Source organism: Streptomyces rimosus, assembly GCF_008704655.1.
GTDB lineage: Bacteria > Actinomycetota > Actinomycetes > Streptomycetales > Streptomycetaceae > Streptomyces > Streptomyces rimosus.
Genome location: NZ_CP023688.1, coordinates 504,725 through 524,976, shown reverse-complemented (window position 1 = coordinate 524,976; position 20,252 = coordinate 504,725). Strand labels below are relative to the sequence as shown.

The 20,252-nt window shown below is 72.4% G+C and carries 14 protein-coding genes; 9 read left to right on the top strand and 5 right to left on the bottom strand.

Translation table 11 applies throughout. The annotated features are described in order from the left end of the window. Positions 1-29: 29 nt before the first annotated feature. Together CP984_RS01870 and CP984_RS01865 are read right to left on the bottom strand one after the other, a co-directional pair. Positions 30-1,097, bottom strand: coding sequence for a glucose-1-phosphate thymidylyltransferase (locus tag CP984_RS01870; protein WP_003982093.1), 1,068 nt, complete (start codon positions 1,095-1,097; stop codon positions 30-32). Between the two features lie 7 nt (positions 1,098-1,104). Then, a complete protein-coding gene (locus CP984_RS01865) occupies positions 1,105-4,758 on the bottom strand; it encodes an ABC transporter ATP-binding protein (RefSeq protein ID WP_078586881.1) in 3,654 nt (1,217 codons plus the stop codon). Between the two features lie 144 nt (positions 4,759-4,902). Between CP984_RS01865 and CP984_RS01860 the strand changes: the two genes are divergently transcribed. Genes CP984_RS01860 through CP984_RS01850 form a run of 3 tightly spaced genes read left to right on the top strand, consistent with a single transcriptional unit; the run spans position 4,903 to position 8,408 of the window. Further along, positions 4,903-6,063: a nucleotide disphospho-sugar-binding domain-containing protein gene (locus CP984_RS01860; RefSeq protein WP_003982095.1), complete on the top strand. Its 1,161-nt coding sequence runs from the start codon at positions 4,903-4,905 to the stop codon at positions 6,061-6,063. Next, complete coding sequence (gene fes / locus CP984_RS01855) at positions 6,063-7,400, top strand: enterochelin esterase (RefSeq protein ID WP_003982096.1); 1,338 nt, start codon at positions 6,063-6,065, stop codon at positions 7,398-7,400. The genes CP984_RS01860 and fes overlap by 1 nt, the downstream gene beginning before the upstream one ends. 36 nt (positions 7,401-7,436) lie before the next feature. After that, positions 7,437-8,408: an ABC transporter substrate-binding protein gene (locus CP984_RS01850; protein ID WP_003982097.1), complete on the top strand. Its 972-nt coding sequence runs from the start codon at positions 7,437-7,439 to the stop codon at positions 8,406-8,408. 26 nt (positions 8,409-8,434) lie between these two features. Here the strand turns inward: CP984_RS01850 and CP984_RS01845 are convergent, their stop codons facing one another. Beyond that, on the bottom strand, positions 8,435-9,775 hold the full coding sequence (locus CP984_RS01845; RefSeq protein ID WP_003982098.1) for a cytochrome P450: 1,341 nt from the start codon (positions 9,773-9,775) through the stop codon (positions 8,435-8,437). A 180-nt stretch (positions 9,776-9,955) separates the two neighbouring features. Here CP984_RS01845 and CP984_RS41040 point away from each other — a divergent pair, with 180 nt between their 5' ends. From CP984_RS41040 to CP984_RS01820, 4 genes are all read left to right on the top strand, one after another. After that, positions 9,956-10,552, top strand: a complete 597-nt coding sequence (locus CP984_RS41040; RefSeq protein WP_226048590.1) for a hypothetical protein — start codon at positions 9,956-9,958, stop codon at positions 10,550-10,552. Beyond that, positions 10,552-13,476 (top strand): M48 family metalloprotease, encoded by a 2,925-nt coding sequence (locus CP984_RS01830; protein ID WP_003982100.1) that lies wholly within the window; start codon positions 10,552-10,554, stop codon positions 13,474-13,476. Before CP984_RS41040 ends, CP984_RS01830 begins: the two co-directional genes overlap by 1 nt. A 207-nt stretch (positions 13,477-13,683) precedes the next feature. Next, positions 13,684-14,457 carry a helix-turn-helix domain-containing protein gene (locus tag CP984_RS01825; RefSeq protein ID WP_030180244.1) on the top strand — a complete coding sequence of 258 codons (774 nt, stop codon included), beginning with the start codon at positions 13,684-13,686 and terminating at the stop codon, positions 14,455-14,457. 162 nt (positions 14,458-14,619) lie between these two features. Then, positions 14,620-15,795 carry a 4-hydroxybenzoate 3-monooxygenase gene (locus tag CP984_RS01820; protein WP_003982102.1) on the top strand — a complete coding sequence of 392 codons (1,176 nt, stop codon included), beginning with the start codon at positions 14,620-14,622 and terminating at the stop codon, positions 15,793-15,795. Positions 15,796-15,800: 5 nt separating this feature from the next. Here the strand turns inward: CP984_RS01820 and CP984_RS01815 are convergent, their stop codons facing one another. Then, positions 15,801-16,763, bottom strand: a complete 963-nt coding sequence (locus tag CP984_RS01815) for an RNA polymerase sigma-70 factor (RefSeq protein ID WP_003982103.1) — start codon at positions 16,761-16,763, stop codon at positions 15,801-15,803. 173 nt (positions 16,764-16,936) lie between these two features. Here CP984_RS01815 and CP984_RS01810 point away from each other — a divergent pair, with 173 nt between their 5' ends. Continuing rightward, the gene (locus CP984_RS01810; protein ID WP_003982104.1) at positions 16,937-17,425 is read left to right on the top strand and encodes a carboxymuconolactone decarboxylase family protein; all 489 of its coding nucleotides are present in this window, start codon (positions 16,937-16,939) and stop codon (positions 17,423-17,425) included. Between the two features lie 59 nt (positions 17,426-17,484). Here CP984_RS01810 and CP984_RS01805 read toward each other — a convergent pair whose 3' ends face one another. Continuing rightward, positions 17,485-18,312, bottom strand: coding sequence for an alpha/beta fold hydrolase (locus CP984_RS01805; protein ID WP_030180242.1), 828 nt, complete (start codon positions 18,310-18,312; stop codon positions 17,485-17,487). Positions 18,313-18,669: 357 nt separating this feature from the next. Between CP984_RS01805 and CP984_RS01800 the strand changes: the two genes are divergently transcribed. Then, positions 18,670-20,193: a chitinase gene (locus CP984_RS01800; protein ID WP_003982106.1), complete on the top strand. Its 1,524-nt coding sequence runs from the start codon at positions 18,670-18,672 to the stop codon at positions 20,191-20,193. Positions 20,194-20,252: the final 59 nt, after the last annotated feature.

Below are 20,252 nucleotides of genomic sequence, written 5' to 3'. Positions count from 1 at the left end.
GAATGGGGGCGGGGGGTGCGGACGCGGCCTCAGGGCGCTATCTGCACCTGGCTGTGGTCGCCGAGCACCAGGCGGTGCGCGCGGGGCGCGCGGGCGGCGCCGCTCATACGGACCATGCGGCCGATCAGCGAGCCCTCGATCCGGCCGGCGTTCTCGATCCGCGAGTCGTCCAGGACGATGGAGAACTCCACCTCGCTGCCGCTGATCACACAGCCGTCGGCGACGGAGGTGGAGGGGCCGATGTAGGAGTCGCGCACGACGCTGCCCGCGCCGATCACCGCGGGGCCGACGATCCGGGACCGTACGACGCTGGCACCGGCCTCGATACGGACCCGGCCGACCAGTTCGCTGTCGCCGTCCACCTCGCCCAGGACGGCCGGCGGCAGGGCCTCCAGCACGGTGCGGTTGACCTCCAGCATGTCGGTGACGTTGCCGGTGTCCTTCCAGTAGCCGGAGATGACGGTGGAGCGCACGGTGCGCCCGGCGTCGACCAGCCACTGGAGGGCGTCGGTGATCTCCAGTTCACCGCGCGCTGACGGCCTGATGGCCCGTACGGCCTCGTGCACGGCGGGCGTGAACAGGTAGACGCCGACCAGGGCCAGGTCGCTGCGCGGCTCGCGCGGCTTCTCCTCCAGGCGCAGCACGCCTCCTTCGGGGCCGAGTTCGGCGACGCCGAAGGCGCTGGGATCGGCGACCTTGGTGAGCAGGATGCTCGCGTCCGGGCGGGAGCGCCGGAATTCCTCGACGAGTTCGGTGATGCCGCCGACCACGAAGTTGTCGCCGAGGTACATCACGAAGTCGTCGTCGCCGAGCCAGTCGCGGGCGATCAGTACGGCGTGCGCGAGGCCGAGGGGCTGTTCCTGGGGGAGGTAGGTGACGCGCGCGCCGAAGCGGGAGCCGTCGCCCACGGCCGCGCGGATCTCCGCCGCGGTGTCCCCGACGATGATGCCGACGTCGGTGACACCGGCCGCGACCAGGGACTCGATGCCGTAGAAGAGCACCGGCTTGTTGGCGACGGGGACGAGCTGTTTCGCGGCGGTGTGGGTGATGGGGCGCAGTCTGCTGCCGGTGCCTCCGGAGAGGACAAGTGCCTTCATGAGCGGGTCATCCTTGGGGGGTGAGGGGCGCGGGTTCGGCGGACGAGTGGTGCTGCCACAGCCGGGCGTACAGGCCGTCGGCGGCGAGGAGCTGCTGGTGGGTGCCTTCCTCGGCGATCCGCCCGCCGTCCAGGACGACGATCCGGTCGGCCCGCGCCGCGGTGGCCAGCCGGTGCGCGACCAGGACGGTGGTGCGGCCGGTGGCCAGGCGGTCCCCGGCGTCGAGCACCGCGCGTTCGGTGGCCGGGTCGAGGGCGGCGGTGGCCTCGTCGAGCAGCAGCAGCCCGGGGTCCACGAGGTGGGCGCGGGCCAGCGCGATCAGCTGGCGCTGTCCGGCCGACAGGTGCTGCCCGCGCTCGCCGACGGGCTGGCGGAAGCCGTACGGCTGGGCGGCCACCGCGGGCAGCGCGCCCACCGCCCGTACGGCCTCCTCGACCTCCCGGTCGGTGGCCTCCGGGCGGCCGTAGCGGACGTTGTCGGCGATGTCGCCGGTGAACAGGTGGGCTTCTTGGGGGACGACGCCGAGCCGCTGCCGGTAGGCGGGCGGGTCGTAGGCGCGCACGTCCGTGCCGTCGACCAGGACGCGGCCCTCGGTGGCGTCGTAGAAGCGGGCGAGGAGCTTGACGACGGTGGACTTGCCGGCCCCGGTCGCGCCGACCAGCGCGACCGTCTCGCCGGGCTCGGCCCGCAGGCTCACCCGGTCCAGCGAGGGCCGCTCGGCGCCGGGGTAGCGGTGGGTGACCTCGCACAGCTCGATCGCGCCGCGCAGCCGGTCCGGTACGGGCTCCGGCTCGGCGGCGGGCCGTACGGAAGGCGTCATGCGCAGCAGGGCGAGGGTGCGGCGCAGGCCGACCGACGCCTGCTGATAGCTGTCGAAGGCGAGCGACAGCTGTTGGATGGGCGAGAAGAACATGCCGAGGAACAGCGTGAAGGCGACCAGGACACCGGGGCTGAGGCCGCCGTCCGCGACCCGGTGGGCACCGGCCAGCAGCACCGCGGCCTTGGCGAGTTCGGCGGTGAGGTTGACGCACGGGAAGTACACGGCGGCGTAGCGCTGGGCCCGCAGCCGGGCGGTGCGGTAGTTCTCGGAGAGCTTGCCGAACGCCTCGGCCGTCTCGCCCTCGCGGGTCTGTGCCTGGGCGACGCGCAGCCCCGAGACGTTCTCCTGGAGGCTGGAGTTGACCTCGCCGATGCGCCGGCGCGCGTCGGTGTACGCGGCGCAGGACAGCCGCCAGAAGACGGCGGTGGCCACGGCGATCAGCGGGACCAGGGCGAGCGCGGTCAGGGCCAGCGGCAGGTCGACGGCGAGCATCGCCACGACGGCGCCGCACAGCGTGGCCAGGGCGGCGACGGACGTCAGCAGATGGGTCTGGAGGAAGGCGGAGAGCGCGTCGATGTCGTTGACCATGGCGGTCATGATCTGGCCGCCGCGTTCCCGCTCGTAGAAGTCGAGCCCGAGTCGCTGGAGATGGGCGAAGGTTTTCACCCGCAGCCCGTACAGCACCCGTTCCCCGGCCCGCCGGGTGACGCGCGCCTGGAAGGTGAGCACGCCCCAGCCGGCCGCGACGACGAGCAGCGCGATCAGGACGGTGGCGGCGAGCACGGCGCCGTCGCCCGCACCGACCCCGGCGTCCAGGCCGTGCTGGACGAGCAGCGGCAGCGCGAGGGAGGCGAGGGAGTCGGCGACGACGAGCAGCAGGCCCAGCAGCAGCGCGGCGCGGACCGGGGCGAGCAGCCGCCGGAAGCGGGCGTCGGGGTCGGGGGCGCGCAGCCGGGCCTCGTCCAGGCGCGGGTCCTCGGCGGTCTCGTCCGCCGCGGCGTCCGGGGCGGCACCGGCCGGGGGTTCCGGCCACAGCTCCGGGGTGACGCCCCGGCCGGTGGTGTCCGGGGCGGCGGTGACCCGTACGTCGAGGGAGTCGCCGGGCCCGGCCAGCAGCTCGCGGAACAGCGGGCAGCGCGCGGTCAGCTCTTCCTGGGTGCCGGTGTCCACCACGCGGCCCTCGTCCAGGACGGCGATGCGGTCGGCGAGCTGGAGGGTGGAGCGGCGGTGTGCGATCAGCAGGGTCGTACGGTCACCGGTGACGGCGCGCAGGGTGCGGTGGATGGCGGCCTCCGTACCGGCGTCCACGGCGGAGGTCGCGTCGTCCAGGACCAGCACCCGCGGGTCGGCCAGCAGGGCACGGGCCAGCACCACGCGCTGCCGCTGCCCGCCGGACAGGGTCAGGCCGCGCTCGCCGACCGCGGTGGCGTAGCCGTCCGGCAGCGCCTCGATGAACTCGTGCGCCTCGGCGGCCTCGGCAGCCGCCCTGACCTGCGCGTCGGTGGCGTCCGGCCGTCCGTAGGCGATGTTGTCGCGGACCGAACAGGAGAACAGGAAGGGCTCTTCGAAGACCACGCCGAGGGTGGAGCGGAGTTCCGCGAGCGACAGGTCGCGCACGTCGACGGCCGCTCCGGGCGGGCCGACGCGCACGGAGCCGTCCTGCGGGTCGTAGAAGCGGGGGAGGAGCAGCGAGACGGTGGACTTGCCGGAGCCCGACGGGCCGACCAGGGCCAGCGTCTCGCCGGGCCGGACGGCCAGGGACAGGCCGTCGAGCACCGGGTCGCTCGGCGCGTACCCGAAGCGTACGCCGCGCAGTTCCAGACCGACCGGTCCGGCGGGCAGGGCGACCGGGGCGGCCGGTTCGGTGATGTCGGGCCGGGCGTCGATGAGTTCGTATACCCGCTCGGCGGCGGCACGGGCCTGCTGGGCGGTGACCAGGAAGCTCGCGAACAGCCGGGCCGGTCCGGCCAGCAGCGCCAGGTAGGCGGCGAAGGCGAGGAAGGTGCCGGGGCCGATCGTGCCGCGCAGTGCCAGCCAGCCGCCGAAGGCGAGGACACCGACCTGGCCGAGCGCGGGCAGCGCCGCGAGTGTGGCGGTGGCGCCGGCCTGGATACGGGCCACCCGCATCCGCCGCCCGAACAGTCCGCGGGCCGCGCGGGCCAGCCTGCCGACCTCGCGGTCCTCCTGGCCGAAGCCCTTGACCACCCGGACGCCGGTGACAGCCTCCTCGACCTGCTCGGCGAGGCGCGCCGCACCCGCCTGCGCCTCGCGGGTGGCGGGGACCAGCCGGGCCCGGCTGCGGGCGGCGGCCCACGCGGTGGCGGGCACCACAGTCAGCGCGACCAGGGCGAGCGGGGCGCACAGCCACAGCATCGCGCCGACGGCGACGAGGAAGAGGGCCGAGGTGCCCAGCGGGATCGGCAGCATCCCGAGCATGATCTGCACCTGCGTCAGATCGCTGTTGGCGCGGGAGACCACCTGGCCGGTGCGCAGCGCGTCCTGTTTGACGCCGTCCAGGCGCTGGAGGGAGTCGAACACCTCGGTGCGCAGCCGGTGCTGGACGCCGAGGGCGAGCTTTCCGGCGGCGTACCGGCGGGTGAACTCGGCACCGAACTGGACCAGGGCCAGTCCCGCCATGGCGGCGGCCAGCCAGCCGATGCGGCCGGTGTGCCCGGCCACGGCGTCGTCGACGCCGAGCCGGGCCAGCAGGGGGCCGACCGCCTCAAGTCCCGTGCCGCACACGGAGCTCACGGCGACGGCGAGGAGGAGTCGCGGGTGGTGGCGGCACGCGGCACCGAGCCTGCGCAGCCAGCCGGGGGACGTTGTTGATCTGCTGAGCACGTGGTTAGCTTAGGCTCACCTTAGTGCGGGTTGCCACCTCGGATGTGTGACCTGGCCCACACCCGCCGCTCCGCGCCACCTAGCCGCGCCACCCGTACCCCGTACGCCGCCTGACGGCCCGTCGGGGAGGAAAGCAGGTTGTCGATGCGTGTCCTGTTCGCCGGGCCGCCCTTCTTCGGGCTGCTCTACCCGATGGTGCCGCTGGCCCAGGCGTTCCGCGCCGCGGGCCACGAGGTCCTCGTCGCCACCTGCGGACGGGCCGTCGGCCACGCCGCCGCGGCCGGACTCCCCGCCGTCGACTGCGCGCCCGGCATCGACCCCGACGCCCTGTACGCCGCCATGGAGAAGGGCCGGCAGGGCAAGCCGCCGTCCCCGGGGGAGAAGAACGCCCCGCCCAAGGGGAAGGGATTCTCCTTCTTCAGCGACGAGATGGCCGACACCATGACCGGCATCGCCCGCAGCTGGCGGCCCCACCTCGTCGTGCACACCCCCAACGGCGTGGCCGGCCAGCTCGTGGCCGCCGCGCTCGGCATCCCCTCGGTCCTGCACGCGGTCGGCTTCGGCCACACCGGCCGGCACGTCGCGATGATGAACGACGCCCTCGCCGACGGGTACGCCCGCCACGGCCTGGCCGGGCCCGGGCCGATCGCCGCCTGGCTCGACGTGACCCCGCCCGGCATGAGCGTCACCGGCGAGCCGCACCGCCGCTACCTGCGCTACGTGCCGTACAACGGCGGCGGCGACCTGCCCCACTGGCTCTTCGGCAAGCGCGAACGCCCCCGGATCGCGGTCACCCTCGGCACCGTCCGCCCGGTCGTGGACGGTGTCTCGCCCATCGAGTGGGTCATCGACGCCGCGCGTGTCACCGACGCCGAATTCGTGCTCGCGCTCGGCGGCGCCGACCTTTCCGGGCTCGGCCCGCTGCCCGAGAACGTACGCCCCGTGGAGTGGACACCGCTCGGCGCGCTGCTCGCCGGCAGCGACGCCACCATCCACCACGGCGGCGCCGGCACCACCCTCACCGCCCTGGACTCCGGCCTGCCGCAGCTCGTCCTCGGTGAGGGCGCCGACCGGCCGGCCAACGCGGCGGCGGTCCGGGCACGCGGCTGCGGCCTGGTCCCGCCGGACCCGTCCGCCCTCGCTGGCCCCGACCGTCCCGGACGCGAGCTGGTCCGGCGGCTCCTGGAGGACGAGGCGCTGGCCACGGCCGCCCGCGAGACGGCCGAGGAGATGGCCGCCATGCCCAGCCCGGCGGACATGGTGCACCGGCTGGTGGAACTGGCGTCGGCGCACGGAGCGACCTGATGACCCGTACGAACAGCAGCGCCCCCACCGCCCTCCCGGCCACCCCGCCCCGCACGCCCCGACCCCACCCGGCCGAGACCGCGGAGAGCCCGCGCCTGACCCGTCTGGCCGCCGAGCTGGCCGAGGCCGGCTCGCCCCGCGCGCACGCCGCCGAACTGGCCCGGTTCTGGGCCGAGACGGCGGCCACCGGCACCCCGCTGGTCGAACCGCTCGACGGCGACCCCGAGCACCGCGCCGTCACCTTCCTGTGGCGCGGCGACCCCGCGACCCGCCAGGTGCTTGTGCTGGTCAACCGGCTGATGGACCGTACGGACCTCACCACGAGCCTGATGCGGCACCTGCCCGGTACGGACGTGTGGCACCTGACCTACCGCCTGCGCACCGACCACCGCGGCTCGTACCGCATCGCCCCCGACACCGGGGGGCGGCCACCCGGCGGCCTCGACCGGCTGGCCGCCACCGGCGTCCGCGACCCCCTCAACCCGCACACCATCGCCACCCGCTGGCACGGCCCGCCCGGCTCCGTCTTCGAGCTCCCGCACGCTCCCGCCCGCCCCTGGCCCGACCCCCCGCGACCCGGCATGCCGCGCGGTACGGTCCGGCGCCATCAGGTGCCCAGCGCGGCGCTCGGCGGGGACCGCGAGGTGTGGACGTACGAGCCGGCCGCGCCGCGAACGGGGCGCGCCGACGGGCACACCCTCGTCCTCCTCGACGGCGACATGTGGTTCGGCCAGCTGCACCTGGAAGACATCCTCGACGGCCTGATGTCCGACGGCACGGTCCCGCCGCTGACGGTGCTCGCCCCGCACGCGGTCGACAACGCCACCCGCGCCCGGGAGTTCGGCGGCCGTCCCGCGTACGTCGACTTCCTCGCCGGGGAGCTGCTGCCCTGGGCCGCCGGGCACCTGCCGGTCGCTACGGACCCGGCGCGCACGGTCGTCGCGGGACAGAGCCTCGGCGGGCTCACCGCCCTGTACGCCGGGTACGCGGCGCCGCACCGCTTCGGCAACGTCCTGGCCCAGTCCGCCTCCCTGTGGTGGCACCCGCCGGGCGAGCAGGCCGGGGAGACGGCGTGGATCACCCGCCGCTACGCCGAGGGGGCGCCGCGTGCGCTACGGCTGCACCTGGACGTGGGGCTCCACGAGTGGGGCATGCTCGAACAAACCCGTGACCTGCGCCACACGCTCCGCGCCGGCGGCCACACCGTCACCGGCGCCGACTTCAACGGCGGGCACGACTATGCCTGCTGGACCATCGCCCTGGCCCAGGGCCTGATCGCCCTGCTCGGACCGGAAGCCCCACCCAGCGACCCCCCTTCTCCTGTCAGACCTTCCTGACCCACACCCCTCCCGCACCCCCAAGGAGCACCACCGATGCGTTACCGCCGACCCGCCGCCCTGCTCGCCGTCGCCCTCGCCGGCGCCCTGACCCTCGCCGGCTGCGGGGACGGCGGCAAGGACGGCGCCGACGGCAAGGCGGGCGGCTCCGGCACCCGTACCGTCACCGACGCCAACGGCGAGAAGGTGAAGGTGCCCGCCGCCCCCCAGAAAGTGGTCACGCTCAGCGAGCCCACCCTCGACGCCGCGCTCGCTCTCGGCACCCGGCCGATCGGCGCCACCAGCGGCCGCGGCCAGTCCGGCGTCTCCGGCTACCTCGCCCCCAAGGCCGGGTCCGCCGAGATCGTCGCCAACACCGCCGAACCCGACCTGGACAAGCTCGCCGCCCTGCGGCCGGATTTGATCCTGCTCGACGAGACGGTGGGCGCCAAGCGCGTACAGGACAAGCTCCGCCGCATCGCCCCCACCGTGCTCACCGCCAAACTGAACGCCCCCTGGCGGGACGCCTTCACCGCGACCGCCGACGCCCTCGGCAGGAAGGCGGACGGCGCGAAGTGGCTCACCTCCTTCGACAGCCGCCTGAAGACCGTGAAGGACGGCCTCGGGCCCAACGCCGGAGCGGTCACCAGCGTCATCCGCTGGCAGAACGGCGCGCCCTCGATCGTCGGCAAGGGCAAGGGACACGTCGGCGACACCCTCGCCGCCCTCGGCCTCAAGCGGCCCCAGGGGCAGCAGGGCGAGAGCTCCGGCCACAGCGAACCGGTGAGCCTGGAGCGCCTGGACACCATCGACGGCGACTGGCTCTTCATCGGCGCGCTCGGCGACCGTGCCGCGGGCGACAAGGCTCTTGAGGAGGCCACCGCCGTACCGAACTTCACCAAGCTCAAGGCCGTCGAGAAGCATCACGTCGTGGTGATCGACGGCTCCGCGTGGAACAGCTCGGGCGGCCCGCTCGCCGCGCAGGCGGTTCTCACGGACGTCGAGAAGGCGCTGACGAAGAAGAGCTGAGCCGGGCGGGGGCGGGGACCGCGGACTCACGGGCTCCCCGCCCCCACCTCCCGCCGACTCACGAACATCCGGATGTCATCGGCCGCCCACAGCACGAACCGCTCGATCGGCGTCACCTCATGCCCTGGCACAGGCCGGAACCGGAAGCGCTTGAGCAGTACGGCCAGGACCAGTTGCGCCTCGACCGTGGCCAGACCGGCGCCCTCACAGCTGCGCGGCCCGAGGCCGAACGGGATGTACGCCAGCCTCGGACGCTTGGCCACCTCTTCCGGAAGGAACCGCTCGGGCACGAACCTCTCGGGCTCGGGCCAGTGATCGGGGTTCAGATGGACGGCCCAGAACGGATAGAAGATCACCGTCCCGGCCGGAACCTCGTACGCGCCCAGGACCAGCGCCTCGGTCGTCTCCCGTGCACCGTACGGACCGGGCGGGAACAGCCGCATCGACTCCTTCAGGACCATGTCCAGATACGTCAGGCGCCGCAGATCGGCGTACCCGGGCACCGCACGGTCGCCGAGCACGCGGTCCAGCTCCCCGGCGACGCGTTCGGCCACCTCGGGGTGGCGTCCCAGCAGGTGCAGGGTCCACGACACGGCCACGCCCGTCGTGTGGTGCGCGGCCAGCATCGCCACCATCACCGTGTCACGGATCCGCGCCGGGTCCTCACCGGCCGCCACGAGGGCCCCGATCAGATCGCTCCGGTCCGTACGGCTGTCAGGGCGGTGCGCCGTCAGCACCCGGTCGACGGTCGCCCGCAGATACGCGAGGGCCTGCTCCGCCCGCCGGGCGCGCTCCTCCTCCGTACCCGGCACGGGCACCTGGTAGAGCCGCCCCAGATACTCGGTGAGCACCTCCTCGAAGGCCGCGATGACCTTCTCCGGATCCGCCGCGTCGCCCCCCAGCGCGTACGCACCGATCATCCGCAACGACAGTGCGGTCAGTTCCTTCTGCAACGCGACCGGTTCCTGTTCGCCCTGCCCGGCCCACCGGTCCGCGAGGGACGTCGTCAGCTCGGTGAACCGCTCGAAGTGCCGTTCGTGCGACGGCCGCCCGGCCAGCACCGACAACAGCACCCGACGCCACGGGGTGTGCTCCTCGGCCGGCAACACCTGCAGATTGCCCGCCTCGCACAGCGGTGCCAGAAACTCGAACAACCGCTCCGGCCGCTTGTCGATGTGCGCCGTGGCCTCCAGCAGCACCGGATCCGCCACCGAAACGGCCGTCTCCGCCCCCGGCAGCTGGAACCGCACCACGGGCCCGTACTCGGCATGCAGCCACAACTGATACCGGTGCAGCCCACCCGCCGCCGCGACAGCATCCACCCCGCCGTCCGGCCGGGGTTCGGGTCCAGGAATGTGCGTACCCATGCCGTGCCTCCTAGCTGACAGGCTGATCCGGTGCCGGGAGTGCCCGATCGTGCGGGCCGGGCGTCCATCATCGCCCCTGGCAGCGCCCCGGCCCATGAATGCCTTCACCACTGTTTCCCCTGTGGCGAAGTGCTGCTCCAATGGTCTCAACTGGCTGCTGGGTATCGGGGGTTGATCACCGTGTACGTACGTGATCTGGTGCGCGAAGTGGTGGCGGAGCACGCGGCGCACGAGCTGCCGCTCGTCGACAGCCTGCGGAGGCTGGACGACGACCGGGTGATCCGCACCCTCACCGGCCGGGGACGGCGACGGGAACCGCTCGGCTTCGGGTACGCGGAACTGACCGCGCTGGTCACGCCCGTGGTCTGGCTGGTTCTCGACCAGGCGGCCCGCCGTACCGTCGACGCGGCCATGGAGAGCGTGACGGCGCGCGGCCGGGCCGGGATGCGCAGACTGTTCCGCCGGACACGGACTCCGGCCGCTCCCGACCGGGTACTGACCGGGCTGGACCCCGCCGAGCTGGCGCTCGTACGGCGGCACATCCTGGAGCGAGCGGCGGAGCGCGGCATCGACCTCCGGGAGGCGGAGGCCCTCGCGGACGGCGTCGTGGCGCGGATCGCCACGGCCGGCGGGGAACAGCCGGCGGTCACCGACGGCCCCGACGCGCCCCCTGCCCCGGATGCACTCCCTGCCCCCGGCGCTCCTCCTGCCCGGGACGAGCCCCCTGCCCCTGACACACCCTCTGCTCCGGCCCCCCTCAGGCCGCCCGGCGTCTGATGAAATCCTTCACCGCGCCCAGGAGCCTCACCGGAACCGGGGCGCGCTTCGCGCTGCTGATGGTGATGGTCACGGCGGCCGCCGTCCCCACGTTCGACATCCTTCTGTCGATCCTCCGGGACCGCGGCGACAAGGGCGTCTCCCAGCTGCGCGGCACCATGGGCTGCCTGTACGCCGCGGGTTTCGACCCGAGAGGCAGTGACCTGGACAACCTCATGGCGACCATGCGGCGGGGCGGGCTCCTGACGAAGTGCTTCGCCGAACACGCCGAACGGCCCTACGCGGGGCTGCTCGCGACCCTGGCGCTGTTCGTCCTGGCCGCGCTGGTGTACTGGTTCCTGCCGGCGGTACGCGACCGGCGGCGCCGCACCGTGGCCGTCGGCGAGGTCGACGCCGACGGCACGCTGGACGTCGAGCTGGCCGCGCTGCACGAGCGCACCGGAATCCGCTCGGCCCTGCGCTTCCGCGTCGATCCGGCCCGGATGACGTCCGGGGCCGCCGTCTACGGCCGTACCGGCAGCTACACCGTCTGCCTGCACGCGGGCCTGCTGGCCCGGCGCGGCACCGACCCCGAGGGCTTCCGCGCCGTCGTCCTCCACGAGCTCGCCCATGTGCACCACCGCGACGTGGACTACGCCTACGCCAGTACGGCCCTGTGGCGGGTCTTCGTCCTGCTCGCCCTGCTGCCCACGCTCGCCATGGACGCCTGGATCACCGTCCTCGCCCTGTCCGGCACCGACTCACCGTGGTGGCCCGACGCCGCGACCGTGATCTTCGCATCCGCCGGGTCCGGGCTGCTGCTCGCCGGACTGGTCCACCTGGCCCGGGCCGACCTGCTGCGGCGGCGCGAACTCCACGCCGACGTCCAGGCAGTGGAGTGGGGCGCCGACCCCGCGAAATGGGACCGGCCGGAGCCGCCCGGCAACGCGTCCGTGGTACCTCTGCTGTACCGCCTCACCGCACCGCTGCGCACCCATCCGGGCTGGGCGGAACGCCGGCGGGTACTCGTCGACACCGGCCGCCTCTCCCGGATCAGCCCGCTGGAGATGTTCCTGACCGGCGCCTCGGCGGCGCTGCTGACCAGCTCGCTCGGGACGCTCAACTTCCTGGGCGAGGGCAGTACGTCCCTGTGGCTCGCGGTCGCGCTGGTGGCTCCGGTGATCTGCCTCGTCCTGGGAGCGCCGATCATACGGGCGCGGCGCACACCGGTCGGGCGCACCGGCTCCGGCGCGGTCGCCGGTCTCTGGCTGGGCTGCGGGCTGCTCGTCGGCGAGTGGGTCGAAAGCGGGCGCTACCGGGTCGACTGGTTCATGCCGCAGCCGCAGTATCTGCTGGCGTTCCTGTTCATCGCGGCCGTCCCCACGGTGTGGTGGTCGCAGACCCTGCGCCTGTGCCTCGGTCTGCCCAGGCGGATGCAGCGCCGGGCGGCCGCGGTGCTCTGCGCGGCCGTGACCGCGGCGGTGCTGTGGAGCGGCCTGTGGTGGTGGGAGCTGGGCGGCCGGCGCATCGCGCTGGGCGGCGGCGACATGGGCGGCGGGGGACTGGCCAAGTACTACGCCAGGACCGTGCCGGGCTTCTGGCGCGAGTACACCATGGACCTGTCGGGCCTCTCCTGGGGATTGGCGCTGATCACGCCGTTGCACCGGGAACAACTGGCGGGCGCCGCGACGATCCTGATGTGGCTCGTACCGCTGGTCCTGCTGCTCCTGCACCGTCCGGGTGCGCGTCCACGGATGCGCCGGACACTGGTCGCCGGTCTCGCGGGCGGGCTCGTGGCCTGGGCGGGCGTGGCCCTGGCGTCGTTCATGCTCCACTTCCAGCGGCCCGGCACGCCCAAGGAACGGACCGGTCCGTTCCTCGTCGTCCACGAGTGGTGGACGATCGTGGCGGTCATGGCGGCCTGCCTGCTGACCGCCGCACTCGTGGCGGCCTTCTCCCGGCGGCACCAGTTGCCACGGGCACTGATCGCCGCCCAGGTCACCCAGCTGGCAGCGTACGCAGGGGTGTTCCTCCTGTACGCGGCCGACGGCTGCCTCGGGCCGCTGAACACGGTCTTCGACCGCTGCCAGTGGCACACCGACAACGGCCTGAACGTCGGCCGCGCGGTCGTCCTCCTCACCCTCGTCAGCACCGTTCTCGGCTCGGCTTGCGCTGCCTTGACGGGGGTGGGGGCGGCGGGAGCTGTTCGGTGGGTGCGGAGGCGGCGGGCGGCTGCGGGCGGTTCCGTACGGGCGCATGTCCCCGCCCCGGCCCCGGCGGCGGTCGCGCCGGTACGCAGGGCCGCGGTGCTCCTCAGAGCGGGTACGGTCCTGGCGCTCGGCGCCCCCGCCGTGCTCCTGACTGTTGTGGCGACCACAACGCCGACTTCCCCGGCCATGTCGGCCCGGCTCCAGCAGGAATCGACCGAGCAGGTCAAACAGCCGCCGGACAAGCAGCCAACCAAACCTCCGGGCAAGAACGAAGCAGAGACAGCCAAATTGCGTTCCTGGCAGACCTGGTCCTGGCTGAACAACGGCGGCGCCGTGCACGTACGGCAGGTGGCCCGCGCCGCGTTGTCCCTCAAAAAGGAAATCCTCAGGACCGCCGCGCAGGAACGGAATGTGAACGGCAAGGTCAATGTGGACGAGAAGACGTTCAACCGCCTGTGCGGCGCCTTGGGCAAGTGGGCCGCGGAGGCCGGGGACTACTTCCCCGTACCCGTACAAGACCTGCAGAAGCCATGGTCGAACGCGCTGAGCCGGTTGCGCCACGGAGCCCGCAACTGCCAGGCGGTCACGACCCCGCCCAACGGCAATCCGCCCCGCACACCTGCGGAACGCGAACGGCTCTTCAACGCCTCCCTCGACGAAGTCGTCAAAGGAATAACCGACCTGGGCAATGCGTACCGGAGCATCTACAAAACAGCCGACACACACGGCAAGTGAGGGATCGGAACGGGCGCGCGGACCCGGCCGGCAAGCGGCGCGGCGGTCCAGATTCAGCAACCCGGAACGAGGACCGATATGGGTCGGGACGGGTGCGACGACGGTGTTCCCGACGCTCTGCGACTGACTCTGGTGCTGTTGGCCGGTCATCGGAGCACCTTGGGCGGAGCCCTCGCAGGTGTCCTGCGGCCAGTAGGCTGGCGTCCGATGCTGAAAACCCGCCCCTCGTCGGCGCGATGGCCGACGACACCCCACGGCAGTGGCTGGATTCCGCACGGCTATCACCTCGCCCCGCACTCCCACCCGCAGGGACAGCTGGTGTACGCGGCCGCCGGCGCCCTGGCCACCACGACCGAGCGCGGTACCTGGGTCGCGCCGTTCAACCGGGTGACGTGGACGCCCCCGGGGTTCGTCCATTCCCACCGCATTTACGGGAAGACCGACGCCCGCCTCGTTGCCGTACCGGCCGACCGGTGCGGCGAACTCGCGGCGCACCCTTGCGTATGCGCGGTGAGCCCGCTGCTGCGGGAAGTGCTGCTGGTGCTGACCGATCGGGAAGAGGTCCGCCCCGGCGCCCATGACCGGCTGCTCGCCGTGGTGATCGACGAGCTCGCCGAATCGTCAGAACAGTCCCTGCACCTGCCCGAACCGCGCGACGACCGGCTGCGCGCCGTCACCGATCTGCTGCACGCCGATCCCGGCCGGGCCGCCACCCTGGTCGAGCTGGGCCGGACCGTGGGCGCGAGCGAGCGCACCCTGAGCCGGCTGTTCCACACCGAGCTGGGGATGAGCTTCCACCGCTGGCGCACCACGTTGCGCGTCCACCATGCCCTGGTCCACCTCACCAATGGCTGGTCGGTCACCGGGACCGCGGTGGAGTGCGGCTGGTCCAACCCCTCCAGCTTCATCGACGCCTTCAGCGAAGTCGTCGGCCAGACTCCCGGGCGCTATCAGGCGAATCTGCGGGGCGACGGACCGTAGCGCCCAGGTTGGCGGCTTTTCCGTATTCCGCGTCCCTTTACCGGTGGGCGACGTGGTGCCGTCCGGCCGACAGTGGTGGCCGGGCGCCGCTCCCCGAAGCGGCAGGCCGACACGCCCTGACGTGTCCGGCCCACGCCCCCGTCAAGAAAGGGCGCGTCACACATGACCGAAACACCGGAGAACACCGCCGTCGTGATCGTCGGGGCCGGAGTCGCCGGCCTCACACTCGGCAACTTCTTGCTGCGCAACGGCATCGACTGCGTCGTCCTGGAACGGCGCAGCCGCGCATACGTCGAGAAGCGGCAGCGGGCGGGCACCGTCGACGCCCGCGGGGTGCGCATGTTCCGCGAGTGGGGACTCGCGGCCGTGGTGGAGCCGGACTCCTTCACGGACTTCACGGGCGGGTTCTGGATCGACGGCGTGCGCCACCCGATGGATTTCGGGCAGGGCGAGGAAATGGAGAGCATTTTCTGCCCGCAGCAGGTTCTCGTCCGCAACCTCACCGATGTCTTCCTCCAGGGCGGCGGAGATCTCCGCTTCGAGGCCGCGGACGTCACCCTGGAAAATCTCCGGAGCGCACGCCCCACGGTGCGTTACCGGGACACCGACGGTTCGGAAAAGGCCGTGAGTTGCGACTTCGTCGCCGGCTGTGACGGCTACCGCGGCGTCAGCAGGGCATCCATCCCGGCCGGCGTCCTCACCCGCTACTCCCATGAATATCGGTACTCCTGGCTCAGCGTGCTGGCCGAGGTCCCGGCCAAGCCGTCCGGCATGGCCATCCACTCCCGCGGCCTGGCCGGCATGATGCCCCGCGGGGCGCACGCCAGCCGTATCTACCTGCAGTGCCCGGCCGACGAGCCGTTGGAGCAGTGGCCGGACGAGCGCATATGGAGCGAACTGGAAGCACGTTTCGGCGCCACCGTGCCGACCGGCCCGATCGTCGACAAGCAGCTCGTGCCCTTCCGGTGCGTGGTCCACGACCCGATGAGCCACGGCAGGCTGTACCTGCTCGGAGACGCGGCGCATATCGTCCCGCCGATGAGCGCGAAGGGCGTACACCTCGCTCTTTACGACACCGAGGTGTTCGCGCGCGCCGTTATCCACTGGTTCCGCACGGGCGACTCCGGCCTGCTCGACAGCTACTCGGAGACCTGCCTGCGCCACGTCTGGAATTACCAGGCATTCGCGGCATGGATCACCGAGCTGATGCACAACGCCGGTGACGGTTCCTACGAAGGAGAGTTCCGCAAGCAGGCCGCCCGCGCCGAATTGCAGCGGCAGTTCACTTCCCCGGCAGCGGGCCGCCTCTTCTTCGAACTCAGTGAAGGGGTGATCTAGGCGGATCAGCGGCGCAGGGCGGTCTCCCGGTGCATGTGCGAGAGCTTTTCGGGGTTGCGTACGGCGTAGAGCCCGGTGATCAGGCCGTCGTCGATGCGTACCGTCACGACGGTGTCGATGGCGTCGTCCAGCCGGAGCACCAGGGCGGGGTGGCCGTTGACCCGAACAGGGCGCAAGGAGCCCAGCGCGGCGACGTTGCCCAGGCCGGCGGCCAGCAGGCGGGCCACCTTGTCGGACCCGACGACGGGCCGCAGGACGGCCTGCTTGACCCCGCCGCCGTCGCCCAGGAAGACGACGTCCGGCGCGAGCAGATCGCACAGGCCCTGGAGATCGCCCGTTTCGGCCGCCCGCCGGAACGCCTCCAGCGCGCCTTCGGCCTCGGCGGCGGACACGGCGCCGCGTGGCCGGCGGGCCGCGACATGGGCCCGGGCCCGGTGGGCGATCTGGCGGACCGCGGCCGGGCTCTTGCCGACGGCCTCGGCGATCTCGTCGTACCCGAGGGCGAACACCTCGCGCAGCACGAACACCGCCCGCTCGGTCGGCGCGAGGGTTTCCAGCACGAGCAGCATCGCCGTCGAGACGCTGTCGGCCAGTTCGACGTCCTCGGCCACGTCGGGCGTGGTGAGCAGCGGTTCGGGCAGCCAGGGACCGACGTAGGACTCCTTGCGGCGGCCGAGCGTACGCAGCCGGCTCAGCGCCTGGCGGGTGGTGATCCGGACCAGGTACGCACGCCGCTCCCGTACCGAGTCGAGGTCCACCCCGGTCCACCGCAGCCAGGTCTCCTGGAGGACGTCCTCCGCGTCGGCGGCCGAACCGAGCATCTCGTAGGCGACGGTGAACAGCAGATTGCGGTGGGCGACGAAGGTCTCGGTGGCGGGGTCCAGGCTCCCGCCTCCGGCGGGCGGCCCGGCCGGGCCCGCCGTGGTTCCGCTGCGTCCGTCCGTGCCTTCGCCGTGCTCGCTCGTCACCGCTCGCTCCTGCCTGTCCGTTCCCGACTCCGTCACGCGCACAAGACGCCGGTCCCCGCGGTTCTGTGACACCGGTGCGCGGTGGCGTACGTCACACGGGCATCCCGTCACAAGGGGCGGCGCGTCGGCATCTTGTGGGCGTTCGGTTCGCTGCCAAGAGATGGGACGACGTCATGGACGCCCGGTTCAACCTGTTCGAGAACGAGTTCGCCGCCAAGTTCACCAAGCGGTTCGCCAATGCCGGCCTGCTGATCGCGCAGTCGGCCCTGCCGAAGACCACGCAGGAACTGGTGGCGCTGCGCGTCAGCCAGATCAACGGCTGCGGCTGGTGCGTGGACGCGCACGCCAAGGAGGCCGCGGCCGCCGGGGAGACCGCGGTACGGCTCAGCCTGATCGCCGTGTGGCGCGAGGCCACCGTGTTCACCGAGGCCGAGCGGGCCGCGCTGGCCCTCGCCGAGGAGGGCACCCGGCTCGCCGACGCCCACCAGGGCGTCTCCGACGAGACATGGGACCAGGTGCGCAAGCACTACGACGACGACCAGGTCGCCGCGCTGGTCACCTCGGTCGCCATGGTCAACGCGGCCAACCGGCTCGCGGTGATCGTGCACCAGAAGGGAGGCTCCTACGAGCCCGGTATGTTCGCGAACCACCTGTCGAACTGACCGGCGTACGCGCTCCGACCCGGCCCGGATGCGTTCGATCCGGGCCGGACCCGCCCGCTTCAGGAGGACGTTTCCGCGATGAAGTCGAGCAGGTCCTGATTGAGGCGTTCGGCGTGTGTGATGAAGACGCCGTGCCCGGCTCGGGGATATTCCTTGTAGCGGTTGTCCGGCACCAGTTGGGCCAGGCGGCGCCCGCACAGGGTGATGGGCGCGGAGGCGTCGGCGTCGCCATGGATGATCAGGACCGGCACCTGGAGTGCGGCGGCCTCCTTGCGGAGGTCGGTGGAGTAGCCCGTGCCGACCACCTCGACGGCGGCCTTGGCCGAGCAGTCGAGGCACTGCCGTACCGTCCACTCCATGAGTTCGGCGGAGATGTGGTTGCCCAGATGCGTGGCGAAGAACGCCTGGGCGTTCTGGGCCATCCATCTGGGGCGGTCCTGGGACCGTTCCGCCAGCAGGGCCTGGAACGCGGCCCGGTCGATGCCCTCCGGGTTGTCCTCCGTCCGCATCAGCAGCGGCGCGGTGGCCCCGATCAGCACCACCCGGCTCACCCGGTCCCGGCCGTGCCGGGACAGGTACCGGATCACCTCCCCGCTGCCCATCGAGTGCGCCACCAGGGTCACCTCGCGGAGGCCGAGGTGATCGAGCAGCGCCGCGAGATCGTCGGCGAGGGTGTCGTAGTCGAAGCCGTGGCCGGCCCAGTCGGAACGGCCGTGGCCGCGCTTGTCGAAGGCGATGCAGCGCAGGCCCTGTTCGGACAGCGGCAGCATCTGGAACTCCCATGAGCTGCTGCTGAGCCAGGCCCCGGCCACGAACACCACGGGCTTCCCCTGGCCCCAGTCGGTGTAGAACAGGCTTGTTCCGCCGGAGCCTTCGACGTACGGCATGAGCATTTCCTTCCTGGGCGATCCTGGGCGCTGAGGTGGTGGTGCGTGGTGGCAACTTTCGCCCAGGGCGGCGCACACCGTCGATTACACCGGGGGTAACGGCCCGGGGCGGACGAGACCGTTCACGGAACGCGTGGTCCAGGCAACGGATGTGGCGTAGCGGTACCTCGCAGAGCAGACGGGAAGCCCGTACCGCGGGCGCGCCCGGGCGGGTGTCCGGCAGCCACGACCCGATTGGTCTAGTCCCATCTTGGTCCAGACCATTGACATGGCCCTGCCCGTGCGGGAATTTCGTCCCGGCCCCGTCCTCCGTACGGGACCAGCGGTCATCCCCCTCGTCGGTTGGACACCACACCCATGAGACGCATCCCCTCCCTGCGCGCGGCGTTCACCGCCGCCGTCACCGCGGTCGCGGCGCTCGGCCTCGCCGTGACCGGTGCCGGCGGCGCGTCGGCCGCGACCCCCCTCCCCGCCCATGTCTTCGCCCCCTACTTCGAGGCGTGGACCGGCCAGAGCCCCGCCGCGATGGCCGCCGAGTCGGGTGCCAAGCACCTGACGATGGCGTTCATCCAGACGGACCGTAAGGGCTCCTGTACGCCCCTGTGGAACGGCAACACCGGCATGCCGATCTCCCCGGCCACCTTCGGCGCCGACATCAGGACCATCCAGGGCCGGGGCGGCGACGTCATCCCCTCGTTCGGCGGGTACACCGCGGACACCACCGGCACCGAGATCGCCGACAGCTGCACCGATGTCCAGCAGATCGCCGCCGCGTACGAGAAGGTCGTCACGACCTACGACATCAGCCGGCTCGACATGGACATCGAGGTCGACGCGCTCGACAACACCGCGGGCATCGACCGGCGCAACAAGGCCATCAAGCTCGTCCAGGACTGGGCGGCGGCCAACGGCCGGAAGCTGGAGATCTCCTACACGCTGCCGACGACCACGCGCGGTCCGGCCGCCAACGGGGTGGCGCTGCTGCGGAACGCGGTGAGCAACGGCGCCCGCGTCGACGTGGTCAACCTGATGACGTTCGACTACTACGACAACGCCACCCACAACATGGCGAACGACACCGAGACCGCCGCCCAGGGCCTGCACGATCAACTCGCGCGCCTGTACCCGGACAAGAGCGACGCCCAGCTCTGGGGCATGATCGGCGTCACCGAGATGCCCGGGGTCGACGACTTCGGACCGGCCGAGACCTTCACCCTGGCCAACGCGCGCCAGGTCTACGGCTGGGCCACCGCCAAAAAGATCAACACCCTGTCGTTCTGGGCGCTCCAGCGCGACAACGGCGGCTGCCCCGGCGGCCCGGCCTCCGACAACTGCTCCGGCATCGAGCAGCAGACCTGGGACTTCACCCGTATCTTCGCCCCCTTCACCAGCGGTTCCAGCACCCCGCAGAACGACTTCTCGGTGACGGCGGCACCCGCCACCGGATCGGTGACCGCGGGCGGTACGGCCACCACCACGGTGCAGACCGCGGTGACCGCGGGCGCGGCCCAGAAGGTGAACCTGACCGTCAACGGCGTCCCCGCCGGCGTCACCGCCTCGCTCAGCGCGGACTCCGTCAAGGCGGGCGGCTCCGCCACCCTGACCCTCGCGACGACCGCCGCGGCGCCGTCCGGCACCCACCGCATCACCGTCACCGGCACCGGCCCCTCCGGCAGCCACTCGGCGACCTACGCCTTGACCATCACCGGCGGCAGCGGCGGCCAGTGCACGGCCGCCCCCTGGGCCGCAGGCACGGTCTACACGGCCGGCCAGCAGGTGTCGCACAAGGGCCACACCTGGAAGGCCAAGTGGTGGACGACGGGCGAGGAGCCCGGCAGCACCGGCGAATGGGGCGTCTGGCAGGACCTCGGCTCCTGCTGACGTACGTACCGGCTGCTCACGGACGAGCCCGGCTCCGGTGGCGGAGCCGGGCTCGTCCG